Here is a 19,637-nt window from a genome sequence, read left to right as displayed (position 1 = left end):
GCTACCGGGTGCTCTCCCGGTACACCTCCACCGCGTACCGGAGCCGCGCCCCGACGAGCAGCGCCTCGTCCTCCGGGCACCCGAGGAGGCGGGTGACCAGCTCGACGATCTGCTCGTCCGTGAGATCCGGCTCGCGCTCGGCGATATGCCCGACGATCTCGACCAGCTCGGGACGCTTGTAGGTCGCGATCGACCGCCCGCGCCGCACCTTCGCCTGCCCGCCCGAACCCGGCCGCGACGCCGCCCCGGACTGCGGGGAGGCCGCAGGCTGAGGCGGACCTTCCGCCCGCGGCGGGGCCTGCCCCGAACGCTGCGGCTGCGGAGCCTGCCCCTCCAGCCGAGGCCGCGCATGCCGCGGCGGCTGTGCCCGCTGCGGCCCCGGAGGCCGCGGCCCCTCCACCCGCGCCGGCGACTGCGCCTGCGGCGAGGGCCCCTGCTGCGACGGCGCCCCTGCCCCCGGGCCAGGCGGCCCCTGCTGCGGACGCAGTTGCCGCGACGGCTCAGTCCGCGACGGCTCCTCCGCCCCGGCCCGGGGCTGCGCCTGCCGCGATTGCTGTCCCGGCCGCTCCGTACGCGACGTCTCCTCCGCTCCCGGGCGAGGCTGCCCCTCCTGCGGACGCAGTTGCCGCGGCGGCTCAGTTCGCGAGGGCTCTTCCGCCCCAAGGGGAGGCTGCGCCCGCCGCGGACGCTGCTGCCGCGGCGGCTCCGTACGCGACTGCTCTTCCGCCCCCGGGCCGGGCTGCGCCTGCTGCGGGCGCTGGTCTTGTGGGCGCTCTCTCCGCGACGGTTCCTCCGTCCGCGGACGGGGCTGAGCCTGCTGCGGCGGCTGCCCCTGCTGCGGGGGCTGTGCTTGTTGCGGGGGCTGTGCTTGTTGCGGGGGCTGTGCTTGTTGCGGGGGCGCCGGTCGCGGACCGGGCCGGCCCCAGATCGCGGGGATCTCCGATCGGCCGGGAGGCGGTGCGGGTTCCTGCTCCGGGGCGCGCGGGCTGGGGCCCGGTGCTTCGGTGCCCGGCTCCGGAGCAACCTGGTCACGCCTCGTCGCGTCCAGCCGCCGGGGCGGAAGGCTGCCACCGCGCCCGCCCGGTCGCGACGGCGACGCGCCCTGCCCCTGCTGCTCGGCCTCTTGCGATTCGCGCCACGCCGCGTCCAACCGCCGAGGCGGAACATGCTGCCCCGGCGCCCCCGCACCAGGACGCACAGGCGGCCGACCCCGCACGTCCCGCCGTTCCTCCGCCACCGCACGCGGGTCCTGGGTACGCGCAACTTCCTCCTCGCGCGGAGGCCGGCCGGACACGGGACCCGGCGGGCGCGCAGGCGGGCGACCTCCCTGGGCCTGGCCTTCGTCCTCCAGCCGTTCCACCACTCGCGGGTCCTGGATGCGCGCGTCCTCCTCTTCGCGCGGAGGCTGGCCCGAGACGGGACCCGGCGGGCGCACTGGCGGCCTACCGTGCACGTCGCGGCGGTCCTCCGCCACTGTGCGCGGGTCCTGGGGGCGCGCGTCTTCCTCATTGCGCGGTGGCTGGCTGGAGACGGGACGCGGCGGGCGCGCGGGTGGGCGACCTCCCTTGTCCTGGCGTTCGTCCTCCAGGCGTTCCAGCGCGCGCGGGTCTTGAGGGCGTGCGTCCTCCCGGTGCGGGGGCCGGCCCGGGGGACGTCCAGGTGGGAGACCTCTCGCGTCTTGGCGTCTCTCCTCCGGCAGCGCGGGGGGCCTTCCGGGGGGAGGGGCTGGGGGACTTGCGGGCGGGCGCGGGTCCCTGTCCTGTTCCTCTGGTCGTTCCAGCGGGCGGGGGTCGCGGGGTCTCGTTTCCGCTTGCTTGCCGGAGATCGGGGCCTGAGGGGTCGTGGGTGGGGCGGCGCTGGTGGGCGGTCGGGGGCGCAGGTCTTGTTGCGTCGCGTCCGGCCGTTCCTCGCGCGCGGGCGGGCCCATGACGGGAGCCTGCGGGCGCGCTCCCACGTCCTGCGGGCCCGGGGGCTGGATCGGGATGTCCCGTTGGGTCACGTCCGGCCGCTCGGACAGCGGCCGCGCGTCCGGCGGGGGCGGGGTGCGGGGAGCGGTGAGGGCGGCGAAGAGCGGTGTCGTGGGGGTGATCGCGTCGTGGAGGTGGGACGGGAGGCGGGGGCTCGGCGGCGGGCCTTCGGGGGGCGGGAGGTCGGGGCCGGACGGGCCCACGAGGATGGTGCGGGGCGCGTGCCAGAGGACGTAGAGGGCCTCGGCGCCCGCCTCGTGTTCGCCGTCCACGATGACGACGTCGAAGGCGTCGGGGGCGGGCGGGAGGACGTCCGGTATGCGCCACAGGGGGAGGATCCAGGCGGGCACGATGTCGGGCCCCGGGCGGGCGAGGGCGGACGCGGCGGCACGGGCCGCGGTGAGGTCGGCGCGGGCCTCGCGGAGGGCGTCCTCGGCCTCGGCCAGTGCTTCGCGGAGGCGCTCCTCGGCGGCGGGGCCGGTGGACGCGGCGCGGCGGCGGGCCCACGTCCAGGCCTCGTCCCAGCGGCGGGTGCGGTCGTGCCAGACCTCGTCGCCGTCGGTCGCGATCATGAGGTTGGCGAGGTCGGGGTGGACGGCCCGGACGCGGGCGACCAGTTCCTCGCAGCGGATCTGCCGGGAGCGCTCGTGCCGGCCCTCGGCGAGCGCACTCAGGGCGCGGCCGTAGGCGGCGGCGTCGCGGGCGTCGACGGCGGCGAGCGCGGCGCGCAGTTCGGGGGGATCATCGTCGTCGACGGGGCCGATCGAGTCGCGGAGGGCGTCGAGGTCGGCGGTGGCGCGGCCGACGCCGACCCCTTCGAGGGCGTTGCGGAGCGCGGCCGCGTAGTCGTGCCACTGGACCGGATGGACGAGCGGGACGCGGAAGCCGGAGCGTTCGAGGAGCCGCCGCGTCGAGTCGAGGGCGGTCATCGCGTCGCGGACGCGGGCGAGCCGGGAGTGCGCGCGGACGAAGCGGGCGACGCGCTCGGCGGGCGGCAGGTCGGCGGGGAAGGAGATCCCCGCGGCCTCCCACACGTACTGGAGCTCCCGGCAGGTGATCCGCACCATGAGGTCGGTGTGGACGATGTCGAGCAGTTCGGGCGTGGTCGGCGCCGCGCCGTCCACCTTCACCGTGGCGAGGAGGGGCTCGGCCTGGCGCTGGGCCCCGGACCGCAGCGGTCCGCGCTTGAGCGCGCCGCCGTCGGCCAGGTACGCGCGCAGGTCCTGGGCGGCGGCGGCGAGGCCGCGCAGGTCCGCGTCGGGGGGCAGGTCGACGCGGTGGCCGCTCAGCTCGGCGAGGGCGCGCTCGGCCCACTGGGCGCGGGACGTCATCTCCACGACGCGGGCCCAGATGAGCGGGCGCCGCTCGGCGAGCGCGTCGCCGAGGGCGCGGACGGCGAGGTCGGAGGGGTTCCACCCGCCCGGGTGCCCCTCCAGGCCGAGGTCGCGCAGCGCGGCGGCGACGACGGAGGCGTCCCCGTCGAGGCGGGCGAGGAGGGTGACGTCGCTGTCGCGCAGGCGCTGCGACAGCTCCGTCTTCGACCGTTCGGCGCGCTCGGCCGCGGCGGCCTCCGCCTCGATCAGGGTGCGGACGTAGGCGGCGCTCGGCAGCGCACCCGGGTCGACGTCGCGCTGCGCGGTGCGGGCCTTGCGCTCGGCGCTCTCCTCCGTGAGGAGGACGACCAGCTCGGCGGCCTCGGACCGGGAGATCGGCGGGCCCGGCGGCAGGTCGGGCCGGACCGGCATCCACGAGAGCTCGGGTTCCTCGCCGCGCAGGTCCGGCGGCGGCTCGGCCGGTTCGCCGCCGCGCAGGCGCTCGGTCAGCTCGGCGACCCGCAGGGCGGCGGCGTCCTCCCGCTCGGTGAGCGCCTCGACGCCGAGGGCCTGTGGCGCCCCTGGGGCCGGCGACGCGCCAGGCCCTTGCGACGCGCCAGAGCCCTGCGACGCGCCAGGCCCTTGCGACGCGCCAGGCCCCTGCGACGTGCCAGGCCCCTGCGATGTGCCGCGGGCGCGGATCGCGTCCGCCACGCGCGCCGCCATGGCCGGGTCGGTGGCGGTGAGGGCCGCGAGGCCGGGCGGGAGCGCGCTGCGCAGGGCGGCGGACGCGGCCGGGCCGGACGTGGCGACGAGCACCCGGCGGCCCCGCGCGAGCAGCCCGGCCAGCAGGTCGGGGACGGTCTCCGGCGCACGCTCCGGGATGTGCATGACCTGCGGTTTCAGCGACGGCGAGACGAACCGCGCGACCCCCTGCGGGACGCCGCGCGGCAGCAGGCTCAGCAGCCGGGCGTGGTGGTCGGCGACGGCCTCGCGGCCCGCCGGGCGGACGACGAGCGCGGGCGCGAGCCGGAGGCGCGGGACGGGCGAGGCGGCGTCGGCGTCGGGCGCCCAGTCCTCGCGGTAGTCGGCGGGGCTCGTCAGCGCGACCTGGCACCATTTGCGCAGGACGTCGCCGACGGAGGCGTTCAGCCCGAAGCCCTGCCCGGCCTGGACGGCGTCGGCGATCCAGTCGGCGGGACGGAAGCCGGGGTGCCCCGACAGCAGCTCCCGGTCGCGCAGGGTCGTGTGCCCGGCGAGGACGACATCGACGCGCTCGGTCCGCTCGTCCAGGACGATCCGGACGGGCGTGCTCAGCAGGTGGTCGTGGACGGCCGGCCGCCAGGACAGCAGCCCCGTCGCGAGGACCGCCTCCTCGCCGGACAGCTCGCGCAGCACCCGGTACCAGTTGCGCAGGGCGAGCCAGCCGTCGAACTCCTCCAGCACGACCGGCGGCGTCAGCGGGATGACCGGGACGCTGAACAGCACCTCGCCCGGCCCCGCGTCGGTCTCGACGTAGACGTCGCCGGGCAGTTCGGCCAGCCAGTGGACGTGGTCGTGGTCGGCGAGGTCGCGGGACGGGCGCCGCCGGGCCCGCGCCAGGTCGCGCAGGTACCCGAGCAGGCGCGCCGCGTGGTCTGCCTCCCGCGCGGCGGCTTCGTCCGCGGCCCGGCCCGGCCGGCCGGGGCCCGGAGCCTCGTCAGGCACCGCGGCTCCTCCCCTTCCCACGGGAATGGTGGTGCCCCGATCTAACACCTCCGGGCGGGCCCCGGTCGAGCAGAATCGTTGATCTTGAGCTAGCGGACGCCCGCCATGTGGCGGTCCTCGTTCGGCATCATGACCCAGAGGACCAGGTAGACGACGAACTGGGGACCGGGCAGCAGGCACGAGAGCAGGAACAGGATCCGGACGGTCCAGGGGGTCATGCCGAACCGGCGCGCGAGACCGGCGCAGACACCCGCGATGACGCGGTCGCGACGCGGACGATAGAGGCCGTTCATGGGTTCTTCTCTCCCCGATTCGTCGAGCTGTGAACGCGGCCGCGCTTTTCGGCGGCCACGTTTCTCACGCTACGAACCGGACTACCGGCCTCACATCGCCCGTTCGACCTGTTCCGGGCTGCTACCTCAGGAGTACGGGACGTCCCCTAGGGGCCGGCGGCCGGCGTTGTGCTCGGCGACGAGGCTCGGCAGGCCGGCCAGGTCGTCCAGCACGAACAGGCATTCGCGAAGCGCTTCCTCGTCCTTCTGGATGTGCCCCCAAGGGCCGCGCCGCAGGTACGCCGCCCGCATCCCGAACTCAAGGGCCGGACGGACGTCGTTGTCGATGCGGTCCCCCACGTACAGGACGCGGTCGGGCAGCGCGTCCGCGAGCTGGGCGCAGCGCTCGAAGAACTCCTGGGACGGCTTGCTGACGCCCCACACGTCCGAGATGCCGACCACGTCCGCGTCCAGGCCCAGCTCCGCCATCTGCTCGGCCGCCTGGACCGGCTGGTTGCCCGCGATCCCGACGAAGAGCCCCTGGTCGCGGAGGGCGGACAGGCAAGCCCGCGCGTCCGGGTACAGGTCGTCCGGACCGAAGCCGTTCGGGACGCCCGCCTCGTCCCGGCGCCGCTGCTCCTCCCCCAGGTCGAACCCGGGGCGGAAGTACTCGAACAGGTCCATGTGGTCGCCGCCGGTCGCGAGCAGCGCGCCGAGCTTGGTGAGGAAGGTGTGCCTGGGCACGCCGAGCCAGTCGGCCCAGCGCCCGTAGATCTCACCCTCGTTGATGAGGGTCTCGCCGATGTCGAAGAACACGGCCTGGATGGCGCGGGGCGCGGGGATGCGCTCGCCGTCGCCCGGCGGCTCCTCCGCCTGCGGCAGGACGTCCGCTCCGCGCTCGAAACCGCCGGTGGACGGAGGGGTGGCCGGGGGGAGGTGGGGGGAAGCGTTCACTTGGCGGCCAGATCCACGGTGGTGCCGGGGGCGAGGCGGCGGAACTCCTTGCCGAGCTCGTCGCCGGCGCTGGTGAGGACGCGTTCCATGACCGTCAGGCCGATGTCGTTGAGGAGCCCGTCGTGGATGGCGAAGGCGCGCCCCGGGCGGACGGCCCGCGTGTACTCGTACAGGTCGAGCGCGCGCATCCACGGCGCGTTGCCGGGCAGGCACAGCGTCGGGACGGGCTCGGACGGGACGGTCAGCGCGTCGCCCGGATGGAAGACCTCGCCGTCCACGAGGAACCCGACGTTCGGGATGGGCGGCAGGTCGGGGTGCATGAGCTCGTGGTCCTCGCCGTAGACGTGCACGTCGAATCCGGCGATCGTGACGGCGTCGCCGTGGCCGACCTGGTGGACGCGCCCGCCGAGGTCGGCGAGGTTCTCGGCCACCACGCGGGACGTCCACACCTCCAGCTCGGGACGGTCGGCCATCGCGGCGCGCAGCGCGTCGGCGTCGAAGTGGTCGAAGTGCTCGTGGGTGATGAGGACGGCGTCGGCGGCGGCCAGCGCGTCCCCGGCCTCGCTGAACGAGCCGGGGTCGATGAGGATCGTGCGGTCGTCCTCGGTGAGCTGCACGCACGCGTGTCCGAGCTTGGTGAGACGCATCCGCCGATTTTTTCACGGCCGTTCTCCCGGCCCATTGACCACCCCCCGGACCGTTGATAGAACACGTTTCAGTTTTGCGCGGTCCGGGCGCGGCCCCGGCCGGCAGGCACGGCAAGGAGGCGGTGCGATGCCCGTTCCCGACCAGCGCGATCCCGAGCTCACCCGGCGGACCCTCGCCCGGTGGTTGGACGGCCATCTGCCCGGCGTCCGCATCCCGCACGTGGACACGCCCCAGACCAGCGGGTTCTCCAACGAGACCCTGCTCTTCGAGGCCGAGTGGGACGGCGGCGGCGCGCCGAGACGCGAGCCGTTCGTCGCGCGGGTCGCCCCGGAGAAGTACCAGATCTTCCCCGAGCCGCGGTTCGAGGAGCAGTACCGGCTGATGCGGATCCTGGACGAGCGGACCTCCATCCCGGTGCCGCCGATCCGGTGGTACGAGCCGTCCCCGGACGTGCTCGGCGCCCCGTTCTTCGTGATGGGCCGCGTCGACGGCCGCGTCCCGACCGACATGCCGCCGTACCACATGGACGGGTGGGTGACCGAGGTCCCGCCGGACGAGCGGGCCGCGATGTGGTGGTCCACCCTGGAGGTCATGGCGCGGCTGCACCGGCTGGACGTCGGGGAGCTGGGCCTCGGCTTCCTCGACCAGCCGGACTGGGGCGCGCCCGGCCTCGACCAGCGCCTCAACTACTACGAGCACTACCTGGGCTGGGCCTACCAGGGGCCCCAGGAGACGGCGCTGAAGGCCCTGGCGTGGCTGAAGGCGAACCGCCCCGACGAGCCGGACGCCCCCGTCGCGCTGTGGGGCGACGCCCGCATCGGCAACGTGATCTTCCAGGAGGGCGCGCCGGCGGCGGTGCTGGACTGGGAGGGCGCCGTGCTCGGCGCCCCCGAGGAGGACCTCGCCTGGTTCATGTTCCTGGACCGGCACCACTCCGAGGGCGTCGGCGCGGAGCGGCTGGAGGGCTTCCCGTCCTACGCCGAGACCGTCGCCCGGTACGAGGAGCTGCTCGGACGCCCGATGCGGCACATGGCGTACTACGAGATCCTGTCCGGCTTCAAGTTCTCGGTGATCATGGCGCGGATCGGGCAGGCGATGATCGACTTCGGCTGGATCGAGGAGTCGGCCGACTTCCCCTACAACAACAACTGCACGCAGCTGCTGGCCCGCATCCTGGGAGGGGACCGGTGACGCTCTCGCCGCTCGACGACTACCCGATCCACCAGGCGCCGGAGGTGATGCGGCACGTCACGACCTCCGACCGCAACTTCTACGACCGGTACTACTTCAACGTCCACCCGTGCTCGGACGAGCTGATGCTGATCATCGGGATCGGGCAGTACCCGAACCTCGGCGTGATGGACGCGTTCGCGGTCGTCCGGCGCGGGCCGGCGCACAAGGTCGTCCGAGCGTCCCGCGAACTCGGGAACGACCGGATGGACACCACGGTCGGGCCGTTCCGGGTCGAGGTCGTCGAGGGGCTGAAGCGGCTCAGGGTCGTCCTGGAGGAGACCGGGCACGGCCTCTCGTTCGACCTCACGTGGGAGGGCGCGATCCCCGCCACGCTGGAGCCGCCGCACTACCTGCGCTGGCAGGAGCGTGTCATCTTCGATTCCCGCCGCCTCGCGCAGACCGGCCGTTGGACGGGCGCCATCAAGGTGGACGGCGAGACCATCGAGGTCACGCCCGACCACTGGTGGGGCTCGCGCGACCGCTCCTGGGGCATCCGCCCGGTGGGCGAGTCGGAGCCGCCCGGCATCCAGGCCAAGAACGCGGGGACGTTCTACTGGCTGTACGCGCCGATGCAGTTCGAGGACCACTCGATCCTCTGCATCGTGCAGGAGGACGAGAAGGGGCGCCGCCTGCTGGAGGAGGCCACCCGCGTGTGGCCCGACGGCGACCGCGAGCCCGAGTACCTGGGCCGTCCCGAATACCTCCCGGAGTACGCGGAGGGCACCCGCGAAGTGGTCACGGCCGCGATCCGGTTCGCGCCGCCCGGCGGGAAGCCCTTCGCGGTGAGGGCGACGCCGATCCTGCCCGTCCACATGATGGTCGGCACCGGCTACGGGCTGGAGCCCGACTGGAAGCACGGCATGTACCAGGGGCCCGACCTGAAGGTGCAGGGCGTCGCCTACGACACCCGCGAACCGGACGACGCGGCCCGCATGTGGGGCATGGTCGACGCGGTCGGCCGGTACGAGTACCTGGACGGCGCGCAGCCCGCCGACGCCGCCACCGGCTACGGCCTCTTCGAGTACTGGGCCCTGGGCCCGCACCCGTCGTTCGGCGACTGAGCGGCGCGTTCGGCGGAGCGAAGTCGGGCGGCCGCTCCGGGCCGAGCGAGGGCCGGGAACCGCACGGCGCCCGCGCGCGGCGAGTGGAGCGGTCTATCTGCAACACTGGCGCTCGTGACGACCCCGCCTTCGCCCGACCCCCCGGACGCGGGACGCCCGATCCGGCGAAGACCGGATCGGCAGGCACGCGACCGCTTCTCGACCTGGCGCGACCGTGCCTGGCACGATCAGCCGCGCGGCCTGGCCTGCGCGGTGATCGCGGCCTTCGCGGTCCTCACCGCGGCCGCATTCGTCTTCGCCGTGGTCGCCGTCGTCTCAGCCATGCGCTGACCGGACGGCGCCGCCCGAACGCCGCCGCACCGGACGGCGCCGCATGAGACGGCGTCGATCCCGGAACGGGCCGGCGCGCGGGACCGGGGCGGCCGGAGGCGCGCCCCGGTCCCGGCTGCGTCAGGTCGGGGTTCCCTCGGACCCCTCGGCGATGGTGAAGGCCACGTCGCCCTGCGGGTCGACCTGGGCGTCGAGGGTCTTGTCGTCGAGCATCTCGGCGACCGTGGGTTCCAGGTACACCTTGGCGCCCTCCTCCTCCACGACCTGGTCGCCGGCTTCGGGGGCCGGGGCCACCGAGAGCCGCAGCGCGTCCGAGCCGTCGAGCCCGGACTCGATGCGGATACCGGTCTCGGGCGGAAGCTCCGGATTGGCGGTCACCGTACGGATGACCTGGACGGCACCGCTGGTCAGCGTGAGCACGATCAGCTCCTCACGTCGTTTTCATGCAGGATTTGCCCCACCCTCCCCGATCCCCATGGCCGTAAACATCGGGACGTGATCGCGTGATCTCAGTCCGCACTCGGGGCGAGCGCCCGCACCGCCTCCGCCTGGGAGAGGCCCCCGCCAGGGACGACGGCCAGCACCGGCGTGGTGAGGCCGTTGTCGACGTACTCGCGGACGCGGGCGCGGCACGCCTCCGGGGAGCCGTGCACGATCAGGTCGTCCACCACCTCGTCCGGGATGACCTCCAGCGCCTTCTTGCGGTCGCCGGCCGCCCACGCCTCGTTCATGGGGCGCAGCGCCTCGCCGCGGCCGAGCCACTCGTGGAACGCCCGGTAGACGGGGACCGTCATGTAGGCGGCGATCATCCAGCGGCCGATCGCGCGGGCCTCCTCGGCGTCGGCGGTCGGGCAGACGAACAGCCGCGCGATCAGCTCGGGCTCGTCGCCGAGCGCGCCGCGGACCGTCCGGACGTCCTTCGGCGCGAGCCAGTTGGTGATCGCGCCGTCGGCCTCGCGGGCGGCGAGCCGCAGCATGCCGGGACGCAGCGCCGCGAGGACGATCGGCGGCGGCGCCGCGGGCGCGCTCTCCAGCTTGAAGCCCTTCACGGCGAAGGTCTCGTACTCCTCCTTGACCTTCTCCCCCGCGAGCGCCTTGCGGAGGAAGCGCAGCGTGTCGCGGGTGCGCTTGTAGGGCTCGTCGAACGGGATGCCGTTCCAGCGCTCCACGATCGTGTCGGACGAGGTGCCGATGCCGAGCACGAACCGTCCGGGCGCGAGGTCGGCGAGAGTGGCGGCCTGCTGCGCCAGCAGGGCGGGGCCCCGCGTGTAGACCGGGACGATCGCCGGCCCGAGGCGCAGCCCGGGATCCCACTGCGAGGCGAGCGCCAGCGGGGTGAACGCGTCGGCGCCGTTCGTCTCGGCCGACCAGGCGTCGGTGTAGCCGAGCTCGGACAGCCCCGAAACGATCTCACGGTGCTCGGCCAGCGGGAGGCCGGTCAGCGGAATGGTCAGTCCCCAGCGTGACATGCGCGTATCCCTTTTCCTGGGCGGTGTTCCTGGACGGGTGGTGCCTGGGCGTCTTTCCGGGTGTCGTTACCGGGCGAGGGCGGATCAGGCGATCGAGGGCCGGATGGTGGCACCGCCGTCCACGACGAGCGTCTGCCCGGTCATCCAGGACGAGGCGTCGCCCGCGAGGAACACCGCCGCGTTCGCGATGTCCTCGGGCTCGCCGATGCGGCCGAGCGGCATGTACTTGCTGATCTCGGCCTCGTTGTTCTCCCACAGGGCGCGGGCGAGGTGCGTCTTGACCAGGCCGGGCGCGATGCAGTTCACGCGGACCTTCGGGGCCAGCTCCATCGCGAACTGCCGGCTGAGGTGGATCACGGCGGCCTTGGTGGCGTTGTAGTAGCCGATGCCGTGCTCGGTGACCATGCCGCCGACCGACGCGATGTTGATGATGGCGCCGCCGCGCTCGGCGAGCGAGGCGCGCAGGGCGAGCTGCGTCCACTGCACGATCGCGAACTGGTTGACCTGGACGGTCTTGGCCGCGGCGGCGGGCTCGATGTCGGCCATCGGGCCGAAGTAGGGGTTCGTGCCGGCGTTGTTGACGAGGATGTCGAGGGCGCCGAACTCGGCGACGGCCGCGTCGACGCATGCGGCGGCCTGCTCGGCGTCGCCCACGTGCGCGGCCTTGGGGAGGACGCCCACGCCGGGGTGGGCCGCGCGGATCTCCTTCGCGACCTCGTCCAGCGCCTCCTGCTTGCGGGAGGAGAGGACGACGTTCGCGCCCTCGGCGGCGAGCGCGGTGGCGATCGCCTTCCCGATCCCCCGGGACGCCCCGGTGACCAGCGCGGTCTTCCCTTCGAGTCCAGTCCGCATCCGCATGCTCCCTTACCTGTCCGCACCCTGTTACGTGTCCGCTTACGTGTCCGCGGCTCACCCGTCCGCACCTGCCGGGCGGCATGAGCAGAATCCGACTCGGTTCACTGTAGCGAAGTGACTGACGAGTCAGTTAGGTGGGTGGGCGGCGGATCGGGGCGCCCGGTCCGTCCCGCTCACCGGACATGCCGCGGTTCGGGCGCCTGCCCGGTTGTTACGCTGCGCCCCGTCGGAGACGAGGAGGACCGCGTGACCACGACCAAGGAACGCCGTCCGGCGATCGAGGGCTGGTTCACCACGGGGGACGGCGACGTCCGCCTGCTGGGTAGCCGCTGCGGCGCCTGCGGAACGCCGTACTTCCCGCGCAACGAGCTGGCGTGCCGCAACCCGGGCTGCACCGGCCCGAAGGACGGCTCCGAGCTGGAGCCGTACGCGCTGTCGGCGCGCGGGCGCATCTGGTCGTACGCGGACTCCCAGTACAAACCGCCGCCCCCGTACGTCTCCCCCGACCCGTTCGTCCCGTACGCGGTGGCGGCCGTCGAACTGGAAGCCGAGCGCATGGTCGTCCTCGGCCAGGTCGCCCCCGGCCACACCGTCGACGACCTCGAGGTCGGCATGGAGGTCGAACTCACCGAGGGCGTCCTCTACGAGGACGACGATGCCGAGTACACCGTCTGGATGTGGAGGCCGGTCAAGTGACGCGCGACATCGCCGTGCTGGGTGCGGGCATGCATCCGTGGGGCAAGTGGGGCCGCAACTTCGTCGAGTACGGGCTGGCGGCGGCGCGGGCCGCGCTCGCGGATGCCGGGCTCGCGTGGACGGACGTCCAGTACGTGGCGGGCGCGGACACCATCCGCAACGGGTACCCGGGGTTCATCGCGGGTGCGACGTTCGCGCAGGCGCTCGGCTGGTCGGGCGCGCGGGTCTCCAGCTGCTACGCCGCATGCGCGTCCGGGGCGCAGGCCATCAACACGGCGCGCGCGCAGATCCTCGCGGGCCTGTGCGACGTCGCGCTGGTCGTGGGCGCCGACGCCGCGCCGAAGGGCTTCTTCAAGCCCGTCGGCGGCGACCGCCCCGACGACCCCGACTGGCTCCGCTTCCGCCTCCTGGGCGCGACCAACCCCATCTACTTCGCCCTGTACGCGCGCCGGCGGATGGCCATGTACGGCGCGACGCTGGACGACTTCGCCGCCGTCAAGGTGAAGAACGCCCGCCACGGGCTCGCGAACCCGAACGCCCGGTACCGCAAGGAAGTGACCGTGGAGGACGTGCGCGAGTCCGCCGTGGTCGCCGACCCGCTGCGGCTCCTGGACATCTGCGCCACCAGCGACGGCGGCGCGGCGCTCGTCCTGACGTCCATGGACTTCGCGAGGAAGCACGGGATCGCCGACCCGGTGCGCATCCCGGCGCTGTCGACGGTGACGCCGACGTTCCCGAAGACCGTCCTTGACCTGCCCGACTTCGCGACGGACTCGGCGATGACCGTCCCGGAGCCCGAGCGCCCGTTCCGGTCCGCCGTCGCGCACGCCGCCTACGAGGAGGCCGGCCTCGGCCCCGAGGACCTGTCGCTCGCCGAGGTCTACGACCTGTCCACCGCCCTGGAGCTCGACTGGTACGAGGACATCGGCCTGTGCGAGAAGGGCGGCGCCGAGGAGCTGCTCCGGTCGGGCGCCACGGCGCTCGGCGGCCGCATCCCGGTCAACCCGAGCGGCGGGCTCGCGTCCTTCGGCGAGGCGATCCCGGCCCAGGCGATCGCGCAGGTCTGCGAGCTGACCTGGCAGCTGCGCGGCCAGGCCGAGGGCCGCCAGGTCGAGGACGCGCGGGCCGGCATCGCCGTGAACCAGGGCCTCTTCGGCCACGGCTCCGCCGTCATCGCCGTCCGCTGACGCCTATTTCACGGTGAAGCCGTCGCAGCCCATGTAGTAGGCGTCGCCGTTCGGGTGGACGTGCATCCACACGACCGTCCAGACACCGGACCGCAGCTCCGGGACCGTCCCCGCGCCCGAGCCGTCCCATGCGAAGTCGGCGGGGAAGGTGAGGTCCAGCCCGCTGGAGCCGGACGGGTACAGGTGCGGTTTGCTCTGCATCCATCCGGGCCCCGCGCTTCCGTACGGGCCCGGCGGGCGGAGCTGGGCCGCCAGGTAGTACCCGGACGGCGAATCCCACTTGAACCGCATGCCGACCTTGACGGTCTTGCCCGAGTACGGCTGGCGCGGCGCCGAGACCTGCAGCTGACCGGAGAGGGCCTCGTCCTCGGTGCGGACGGCGGGCAGGCAGGTGCCCTCCTTCACCGAGTACGCGACGCTCCGGAAGTCGCTGGTGGGCTGCTTCACGAGGATCACGTCCGGCGGGCGGCCGCCCGGGCCGGGGGTCCGCCCGGCCTGCGACCCGCCCTGAGCCGCGGGTGAGTTCCCGCCCGTACCCTGGCCGCCTTGCGCGTCGCCCCCGCCCTTGCCGCCCGACTCGTCGCCGTTGAGGGCGAACCGCGCGAGGAGGGCGCCCGTCAGGACGACGGCGGCCACCCCGGCGCCCGCCGCGATGACGGCCGCCCGCGACCGTCCGCGCGCGATGCCCGGGACGGTCCTCGTGCGGTCCGCCGGGACGAGACCCGACGCGACGGCGTCGGGCACGCTGGCGGGCATCGGCTGAGGGGCGCCCACGATGGCCCGGTAGGCGGGGTCGGCGGCCAGGGGTCCGGCGGCAGGCCCGGCGAGGGCGGCGGTCCGCAGCAGCCGCTCCAGCGTGATCCGGGCCTCGGGCTCCTTCTCGGCGCACTGCCGGACGAGGTCGGCGACGCGCGGGTCGGCCCCCTCCAGGTCGATGTCGCCGCTGAGCGTGCGGTGGATGATCGCCTCGATGCGCCCGCCCCCGAACGGCGGGCGTCCCGTGGCGGCGTAGGCGATCGTGCCGGCGAGCGAGAACACGTCGGACGCGGGCAGGGGCTGCTGCTCGCGGACGACCTCGGGCGCGACGTAGCCGGGGGTGCCGTTCCATGCGCCGGTCTGGGTGATCTGCGTCTGGTCCTCGCCGCGCGCGATGCCGAAGTCGATGAGCCGCGGCCCGTCCGGGGCGAGGATCACGTTGCCCGGCTTGAGGTCGCGGTGCTGGACGCCGTACCGGTGGATCTCCAGCAGCCCCTGCGCCAGTTCGGCGAGCAGCCGCAGGCAGGTGTCGGGCGGCAGCGGGCCGTGCTCGGCGACGGCCTGCCGGAGCGTCGGCCCGGGCACGTACTCCGTGGCCAGCCAGTACGGCGGCGCGTCCAGCCCGGCGCCGACCATCGCCGCGGCGAACCGGCCGCGCACCCGCTCGACGGTCGCGACCTCGCGGCGGAAGCGGGCGAGCGCCGTCGGGCCCTCGAAGTCCTCCCGGATCACCTTGAGCGCGATGTGCCGGCCGCTGCCGGTCAGCCCCAGGTAGACCTGCCCCATGCCGCCGGCGCCCAGCCGCCCCAGCAGCGGATACCCGCCGATCTCGGCAGGATCCTCCGGACGGAGTGCTTCTGCGCTCAACTGCGTTTCCTCCTCCTTCGGGCCTGGCGGCCCTCCATCGTCGAGAAACGCGGCGATCGCTGGCATCGCTCCGTCTCGCCTTGGCGGCTCGCTGCGCGATCAGGTTCTCGCTTCGCTCGAACCTGCCTTCGGACGCGATCGCAGGCATGACGCCGTTGCGGGGTCACTGCGGTGGTTGATCTTAAGGCACCGGTCGCGCCGCGGGGGCGGGATCTCAGTCGGCGGTGCGGGCCACTTGGAGGGCCCAGGCTATGAGGGGGGCCTGGAGCGGGAGGCGGCCGTAGGCGGCGGCGCGGAAGGGCAGCGGGCGGCGGCGCCAGTCGCGGGCCATCTTCACGTTCGCCGGGAAGACCGCCGCCATCAGGCCCGCCGTCGCGAGCGCGCCCGCCTTGCGGGTGCGCGGGTGGGCGACGGCCGCGGCGCAGGCCAGCTCGGCGGCGCCGCTGAGGTAGGTCCAGGTCCGCGCGCCGCCGGGGAGCCGCTCGGGGACGAGCGCGTCGAACGGCCTCGGAGCGACCATGTGCAGGGTGCCCATCCCGGCCATGAGCGTGGCCAGCCGGCGGTGCGCACGTGACGAGTCGGTCATTCCCGCAGTCTCTCAGATCAGACATCCCGTCCAATAGTGACCTCGCAGACTCCCTGGTCAGATGCGGTTCTTGTGACTCAAATCACGTCCCCTGTTCCGTGTGACGCCGGACGTGAGGGCACGTGTCTGATGTCACCGCTTCGGATGGATTCGCGACGTTCAAGTGGAGCTAAATTTGTACTGACCGGTCAGTGCAAATTCAACCTCCGCGGAGGGTCGCGATGACGTCCGAGCACGAGACTCCAGGGGCGGCCGCTGCGGCCGGGGGGACCGCGGCGGCCGTCTCTGGACCCCGCCCGATCGGCTCAGGGGCTGGCGGGGGCCGCCCCGGAGCCGGTCCCGCGCCCGCACGCGGATCATCCGTGCGGGCGCGGGGCCTCGGCGTCAGGGGCGCGCGGGGCTGGGTCTTCCGCGACGTGGAGCTGGACGTCCCGGCCGGCGCGCTCGTCGCCGTCAGCGGCATCGCCGGCACCGGCCGCACCGCGCTGCTGCTCACCTGCGCCGGGCGCATGCGGCCGGCCGAGGGCGCCGTCGCGGTGGGCGGGCTCACCGGGCTCCGGCAGATCCAGCGGGTCGCGGCCCTAGGGATCGTGCCGGGGGTGACCGAACTCGATCCGACGCTGACCGTCCGCGAGCACGTCAACGAGGCGCTGGCGCTGCGCGAAGGCGTCTTCGGCCGGTTCCGCGGCCGTGAGGCCCGCAGGCGGCGCACCCTCGAACGCGTCGGCCTGGACGTCGACCCCGGGACGCTCGCGGAGGAACTCGCCCCCGAGGAGGCCCAGCTCCTGGGCGCCGCCCTGGCGCTCGCCGGAGACCCCGGGCTGCTCCTGTTGGACGACGTGGACGAGGGCCTGCCCGCCGACCGGCAGCGCGACCTGTGGCAGCGCCTCGCCGCGATCGCCGCCGGCGGCGTCACCGTGATCGCGTCCTGCCACGACGCCGCGCCCGCCGAGGGCCTCGCCACGCACACCCTCCCGCTCTAGCCGAGGAGAAACCCCCCGATGAGACTTCCCGCGTTGACCCCGGGCGGCCTCGAGCTGCGCCGGTTCCAGCGCAACCGGCTGACCCGCGTCGCGATGGCCGGGCTCGTGCTGCTGCCGCTGCTGTACGCCGGGCTCTACCTCTGGTCGTTCTGGGACCCGTACGCGCGGCTCCAGCACGTCCCGGTCGCGCTGGTCGCCCAGGACAAGCCCGCCAAGGCGGACGGGAAGACCGTCCACGCGGGTGCCGACCTGGCGGACGAACTGAAGAAGCGCAAGGTCTTCGACTGGCGCACCGTCTCGGCGGCGGAAGCCGAGAAGGGCGTCCGGTCGGGGAAGTACTACATGTCGTTGACGATCCCCGCCGACTTCAGCGCCCGGATCGCGTCGCCGTCCGGGGACGGGACGCCCACCCCGGCGGGGCTGCGGCTCCAGATGAACGACGCGAACAACTACGTGGTCGGGACGCTCGCCCAGGCCGCGTTCAAGGAGATCAGCGCCGCCGCCGGCAGCGAGGCCGTGCACGGCTACTTCGACCAGATCTTCCTGTCGTTCGGAAAGCTGCACGGCGAACTCGGCAAGGCGGCCCAGGGCGCGGACAAGCTGGCGGAGGGCTCCGGCCAGGCGCACGACGGCGCGGGCAAGCTCGCCGAAGGCGCGGGCAAGGCCGAGGCGGGCGCGGGCAGGCTGAAGGGCGGCATCGACGAGGCCCGCTCCGGCAGCGGCAAGCTGACCTCCGGACTGGAGGAGCTCCGCACCGGGACGGGCCAGGTCGCCGCCGGGATGCAGCAGCTCACCACGACCGTCGACCGCGCGAGCGACACCCTCGTCCCGCTGCTCAGGGACAACGCCCCCGAGATCCGCCAGGCCGCGCTCGCCGTCGCGCGGGGAGCGGACGCCCTCGCCGACGGCGCCGGACGGCTGCCCGCCCAGACGGCCGCCGCCGTCCAGCGCGCGGAGAAGGCCCAGGCCGAGCTGAACGCCTACCTGGCCGCGCACCCGGAGGTCCCCCCGGACGTCAGGCGGGACCTCACCCGGGCCGCCGCGCAGGTCGTCACCGTCGCGAAGCAGGTGGACGGCTACATCAGCGACCACACCGGCGACCTGCGCAAGGTCGCCGCCGACGCCCGGACGGTCGAGCGCGCCGCCCGCAAGATCGCCAAGGACGCGCCCACCCTCGCCGCCAAGGTCGAGCAGGCCCGCCGCGACGTGGACCGCCTCAACGCCGGAACCCAGCAGGTCAACGCGGGCGTGGGCCGGCTGCTCTCCGGCTCGTCCCGGCTCACCAGCGGCCTAGGCGTCCTGTCGGGCGGGGCGGGCCAGCTCCAAGGCGGCCTTGGGCAGCTGTCCGGCGGTGCGGTGACGCTGGAGACGGCCCTGGCGCAGATCTCCAACGGCAACGAGCAACTGGCGAACGGCCTGAACGAGGGCGTCTCCCAGATCCCCGACTACAACGACAAGGAGCGCGCCGCCCGCGACGACATGATGAGCAACCCGGTGCGACTCGCCAGCGCCACCGAGAACGAGGTGCCGAACTACGGGACCGGGTTCGCCCCCTTCTTCGTCCCCCTCTCCCTGTGGGTCGGCGGCATGATCATCTACATGCTGCTGCGCCCGCTGAACCCCCGGGCCCTCGCGGGCACCGCGCCCGGACGGCGGGTCGCCGTCGCGGGCTGGCTGCCCGCCGCGGCGCTCGGCGCGGCGCAGGCCTGCGTCGTCCTCGCCGTCCTGCGCTTCGCGCTCGGCCTGCGCGCCGAGCACTGGCCGGGCCTCGTCGCGTTCCTGGTGCTCGCCTCGGCCGCGTTCCTCGCGGTGATCCAGTGGGTGAACGCCCGCTTCGGCCCCGTCGGCCGGATCATCGCCCTGGCGCTGCTGATGCTCCAGCTCACCTCGGCGGCCGGCACGTACCCGATCGAGACGAGCCCGGAGTTCTTCCAGGCCGTCCGCCCGTACCTGCCGATGCCGTGGGTCGTGGACGCCGTCCGGCACCTGATCAGCGGCGGCGACCTGACTTCGGTGTGGCAGGGTTGTGCGGTGCTGGTCGCCTTCCTGGCCGGCGGGCTCGCGCTCACCGCCCTGGCCGTCCGGCACAACCGGGTCTGGACGATGAAGCGCCTGCACCCGGCGCTGAAACTCTGATCGGAGGCAGGGGACGTGGCCCGCATCGCGACCCGGGAGAAGCTGTTCACCGCGGCGATCGAACTCATCGCCGAGAGCGGGCTCGCCGCGACGACCGTCGACCAGATCGCCGAGCGCGCCGGCGTGGCCAAGGGCACCGTCTACTACAACTTCGGCAGCAAGGCCGCCCTGTTCTCGGCGCTGCTGGAGTACGGCGTCGACCGGCTCGCCACCGCGCTGCGCGACGCGGCGTCCGGCCGCCCCCCGCTGGAGGCGCTGGAGGCCGTCGTCGCCGCCGAGCTGGCCTACATCGGCGAGCACGAGTCGTTCGCCCGGCTCCTGATCGCCGAGACGTGGCGGGCCGGCGGCGACTGGCAGCACGCCGCCCGCCTCATCCGCGAACGCGCCATCGGCGTCGTGGCCGACGTCCTGCGCGACGCGGTCGCCGCCGGTGACCTGCGCCCCGACCTGGACACCGGCACGGCCGCCTCCGCCGTCTTCGGCATGGTCCTGACCGTCACCCTGGACTGGCGCGCCCTCCAGCCCGGCCGCCCCCTGACCGACGTCCAGGCGACCCTGACGGCTCTCCTCCGAGGCCGCCTCTCCGCCTGACCATCGCGAATTCTCCTAGCCGCGCC

Annotated in this window: 17 protein-coding genes; 8 read left to right on the top strand and 9 right to left on the bottom strand. The window is 74.1% G+C overall.

Going from position 1 to position 19,637, the window contains the following annotated elements; translation table 11 throughout:
• Position 1: 1 nt before the first annotated feature.
• The 4 genes from ABWI07_RS00610 to ABWI07_RS00595 form a co-directional block, all read right to left on the bottom strand.
• Positions 2 to 4,987, bottom strand: coding sequence for a hypothetical protein (locus tag ABWI07_RS00610; protein ID WP_353817239.1), 4,986 nt, complete (start codon positions 4,985 to 4,987; stop codon positions 2 to 4).
• Between the two features lie 89 nt (positions 4,988 to 5,076).
• Entirely contained in the window at positions 5,077 to 5,280 is a 204-nt protein-coding gene (locus ABWI07_RS00605; protein WP_149259274.1) for a PspC domain-containing protein, read from the bottom strand.
• Between the two features lie 126 nt (positions 5,281 to 5,406).
• Positions 5,407 to 6,213 carry an HAD family hydrolase gene (locus ABWI07_RS00600; RefSeq protein WP_353817238.1) on the bottom strand — a complete coding sequence of 269 codons (807 nt, stop codon included), beginning with the start codon at positions 6,211 to 6,213 and terminating at the stop codon, positions 5,407 to 5,409.
• Complete coding sequence (locus ABWI07_RS00595; protein ID WP_353817237.1) at positions 6,210 to 6,860, bottom strand: MBL fold metallo-hydrolase; 651 nt, start codon at positions 6,858 to 6,860, stop codon at positions 6,210 to 6,212. Before ABWI07_RS00595 ends, ABWI07_RS00600 begins: the two co-directional genes overlap by 4 nt.
• A gap of 127 nt (positions 6,861 to 6,987) precedes the next feature.
• Between ABWI07_RS00595 and ABWI07_RS00590 the strand changes: the two genes are divergently transcribed.
• The 3 genes from ABWI07_RS00590 (at position 6,988) to ABWI07_RS00580 (ending at position 9,485) form a co-directional block, all read left to right on the top strand.
• Positions 6,988 to 8,052, top strand: coding sequence for a phosphotransferase family protein (locus ABWI07_RS00590; RefSeq protein WP_160160905.1), 1,065 nt, complete (start codon positions 6,988 to 6,990; stop codon positions 8,050 to 8,052).
• Positions 8,049 to 9,155 carry an Rv3169 family protein gene (locus ABWI07_RS00585; protein ID WP_353817236.1) on the top strand — a complete coding sequence of 369 codons (1,107 nt, stop codon included), beginning with the start codon at positions 8,049 to 8,051 and terminating at the stop codon, positions 9,153 to 9,155. The genes ABWI07_RS00590 and ABWI07_RS00585 overlap by 4 nt, the downstream gene beginning before the upstream one ends.
• 114 nt (positions 9,156 to 9,269) lie before the next feature.
• Positions 9,270 to 9,485 (top strand): hypothetical protein, encoded by a 216-nt coding sequence (locus ABWI07_RS00580; protein WP_353817235.1) that lies wholly within the window; start codon positions 9,270 to 9,272, stop codon positions 9,483 to 9,485.
• 120 nt (positions 9,486 to 9,605) lie between these two features.
• On the opposite strand, the gene ABWI07_RS00575 is transcribed toward ABWI07_RS00580, so the two are convergent.
• From ABWI07_RS00575 to ABWI07_RS00565, 3 genes are all read right to left on the bottom strand, one after another.
• Positions 9,606 to 9,905 carry a Fe-S cluster assembly protein HesB gene (locus ABWI07_RS00575; protein WP_089310191.1) on the bottom strand — a complete coding sequence of 100 codons (300 nt, stop codon included), beginning with the start codon at positions 9,903 to 9,905 and terminating at the stop codon, positions 9,606 to 9,608.
• A gap of 89 nt (positions 9,906 to 9,994) precedes the next feature.
• The gene (locus ABWI07_RS00570; RefSeq protein WP_149259270.1) at positions 9,995 to 10,954 is read right to left on the bottom strand and encodes an LLM class F420-dependent oxidoreductase; all 960 of its coding nucleotides are present in this window, start codon (positions 10,952 to 10,954) and stop codon (positions 9,995 to 9,997) included.
• An 84-nt stretch (positions 10,955 to 11,038) separates the two neighbouring features.
• Complete coding sequence (locus ABWI07_RS00565; protein WP_149259269.1) at positions 11,039 to 11,806, bottom strand: SDR family oxidoreductase; 768 nt, start codon at positions 11,804 to 11,806, stop codon at positions 11,039 to 11,041.
• 249 nt (positions 11,807 to 12,055) lie between these two features.
• Here ABWI07_RS00565 and ABWI07_RS00560 point away from each other — a divergent pair, with 249 nt between their 5' ends.
• Both ABWI07_RS00560 and ABWI07_RS00555 read left to right on the top strand, forming a co-directional pair.
• On the top strand, positions 12,056 to 12,505 hold the full coding sequence (locus ABWI07_RS00560) for a Zn-ribbon domain-containing OB-fold protein (protein ID WP_353817234.1): 450 nt from the start codon (positions 12,056 to 12,058) through the stop codon (positions 12,503 to 12,505).
• Positions 12,506 to 12,534: 29 nt separating this feature from the next.
• The gene (locus tag ABWI07_RS00555; protein ID WP_502912776.1) at positions 12,535 to 13,692 is read left to right on the top strand and encodes a lipid-transfer protein; all 1,158 of its coding nucleotides are present in this window, start codon (positions 12,535 to 12,537) and stop codon (positions 13,690 to 13,692) included.
• A gap of 3 nt (positions 13,693 to 13,695) precedes the next feature.
• Here ABWI07_RS00555 and ABWI07_RS00550 read toward each other — a convergent pair whose 3' ends face one another.
• The gene (locus ABWI07_RS00550; RefSeq protein WP_353817232.1) at positions 13,696 to 15,315 is read right to left on the bottom strand and encodes a serine/threonine-protein kinase; all 1,620 of its coding nucleotides are present in this window, start codon (positions 15,313 to 15,315) and stop codon (positions 13,696 to 13,698) included.
• Positions 15,316 to 15,529: 214 nt separating this feature from the next.
• Positions 15,530 to 15,901, bottom strand: a complete 372-nt coding sequence (locus ABWI07_RS00545) for a DoxX family protein (RefSeq protein ID WP_353817231.1) — start codon at positions 15,899 to 15,901, stop codon at positions 15,530 to 15,532.
• Between the two features lie 362 nt (positions 15,902 to 16,263).
• Here ABWI07_RS00545 and ABWI07_RS00540 point away from each other — a divergent pair, with 362 nt between their 5' ends.
• From ABWI07_RS00540 to ABWI07_RS00530, 3 genes are read left to right on the top strand one after another with little or no spacing between them, the layout of a single operon-like run.
• Positions 16,264 to 16,884: an ATP-binding cassette domain-containing protein gene (locus tag ABWI07_RS00540; protein WP_353817230.1), complete on the top strand. Its 621-nt coding sequence runs from the start codon at positions 16,264 to 16,266 to the stop codon at positions 16,882 to 16,884.
• Between the two features lie 18 nt (positions 16,885 to 16,902).
• Positions 16,903 to 19,020, top strand: coding sequence for a YhgE/Pip family protein (locus ABWI07_RS00535; protein WP_353817229.1), 2,118 nt, complete (start codon positions 16,903 to 16,905; stop codon positions 19,018 to 19,020).
• Between the two features lie 15 nt (positions 19,021 to 19,035).
• Positions 19,036 to 19,611 carry a TetR/AcrR family transcriptional regulator gene (locus tag ABWI07_RS00530; protein ID WP_353817228.1) on the top strand — a complete coding sequence of 192 codons (576 nt, stop codon included), beginning with the start codon at positions 19,036 to 19,038 and terminating at the stop codon, positions 19,609 to 19,611.
• Positions 19,612 to 19,637 lie beyond the last annotated feature (26 nt).

The organism is Actinomadura sp. NPDC000600 (genome assembly GCF_040492135.1).
GTDB lineage: Bacteria > Actinomycetota > Actinomycetes > Streptosporangiales > Streptosporangiaceae > Spirillospora.
This window is presented reverse-complemented; position numbering and strand designations above follow the sequence as displayed.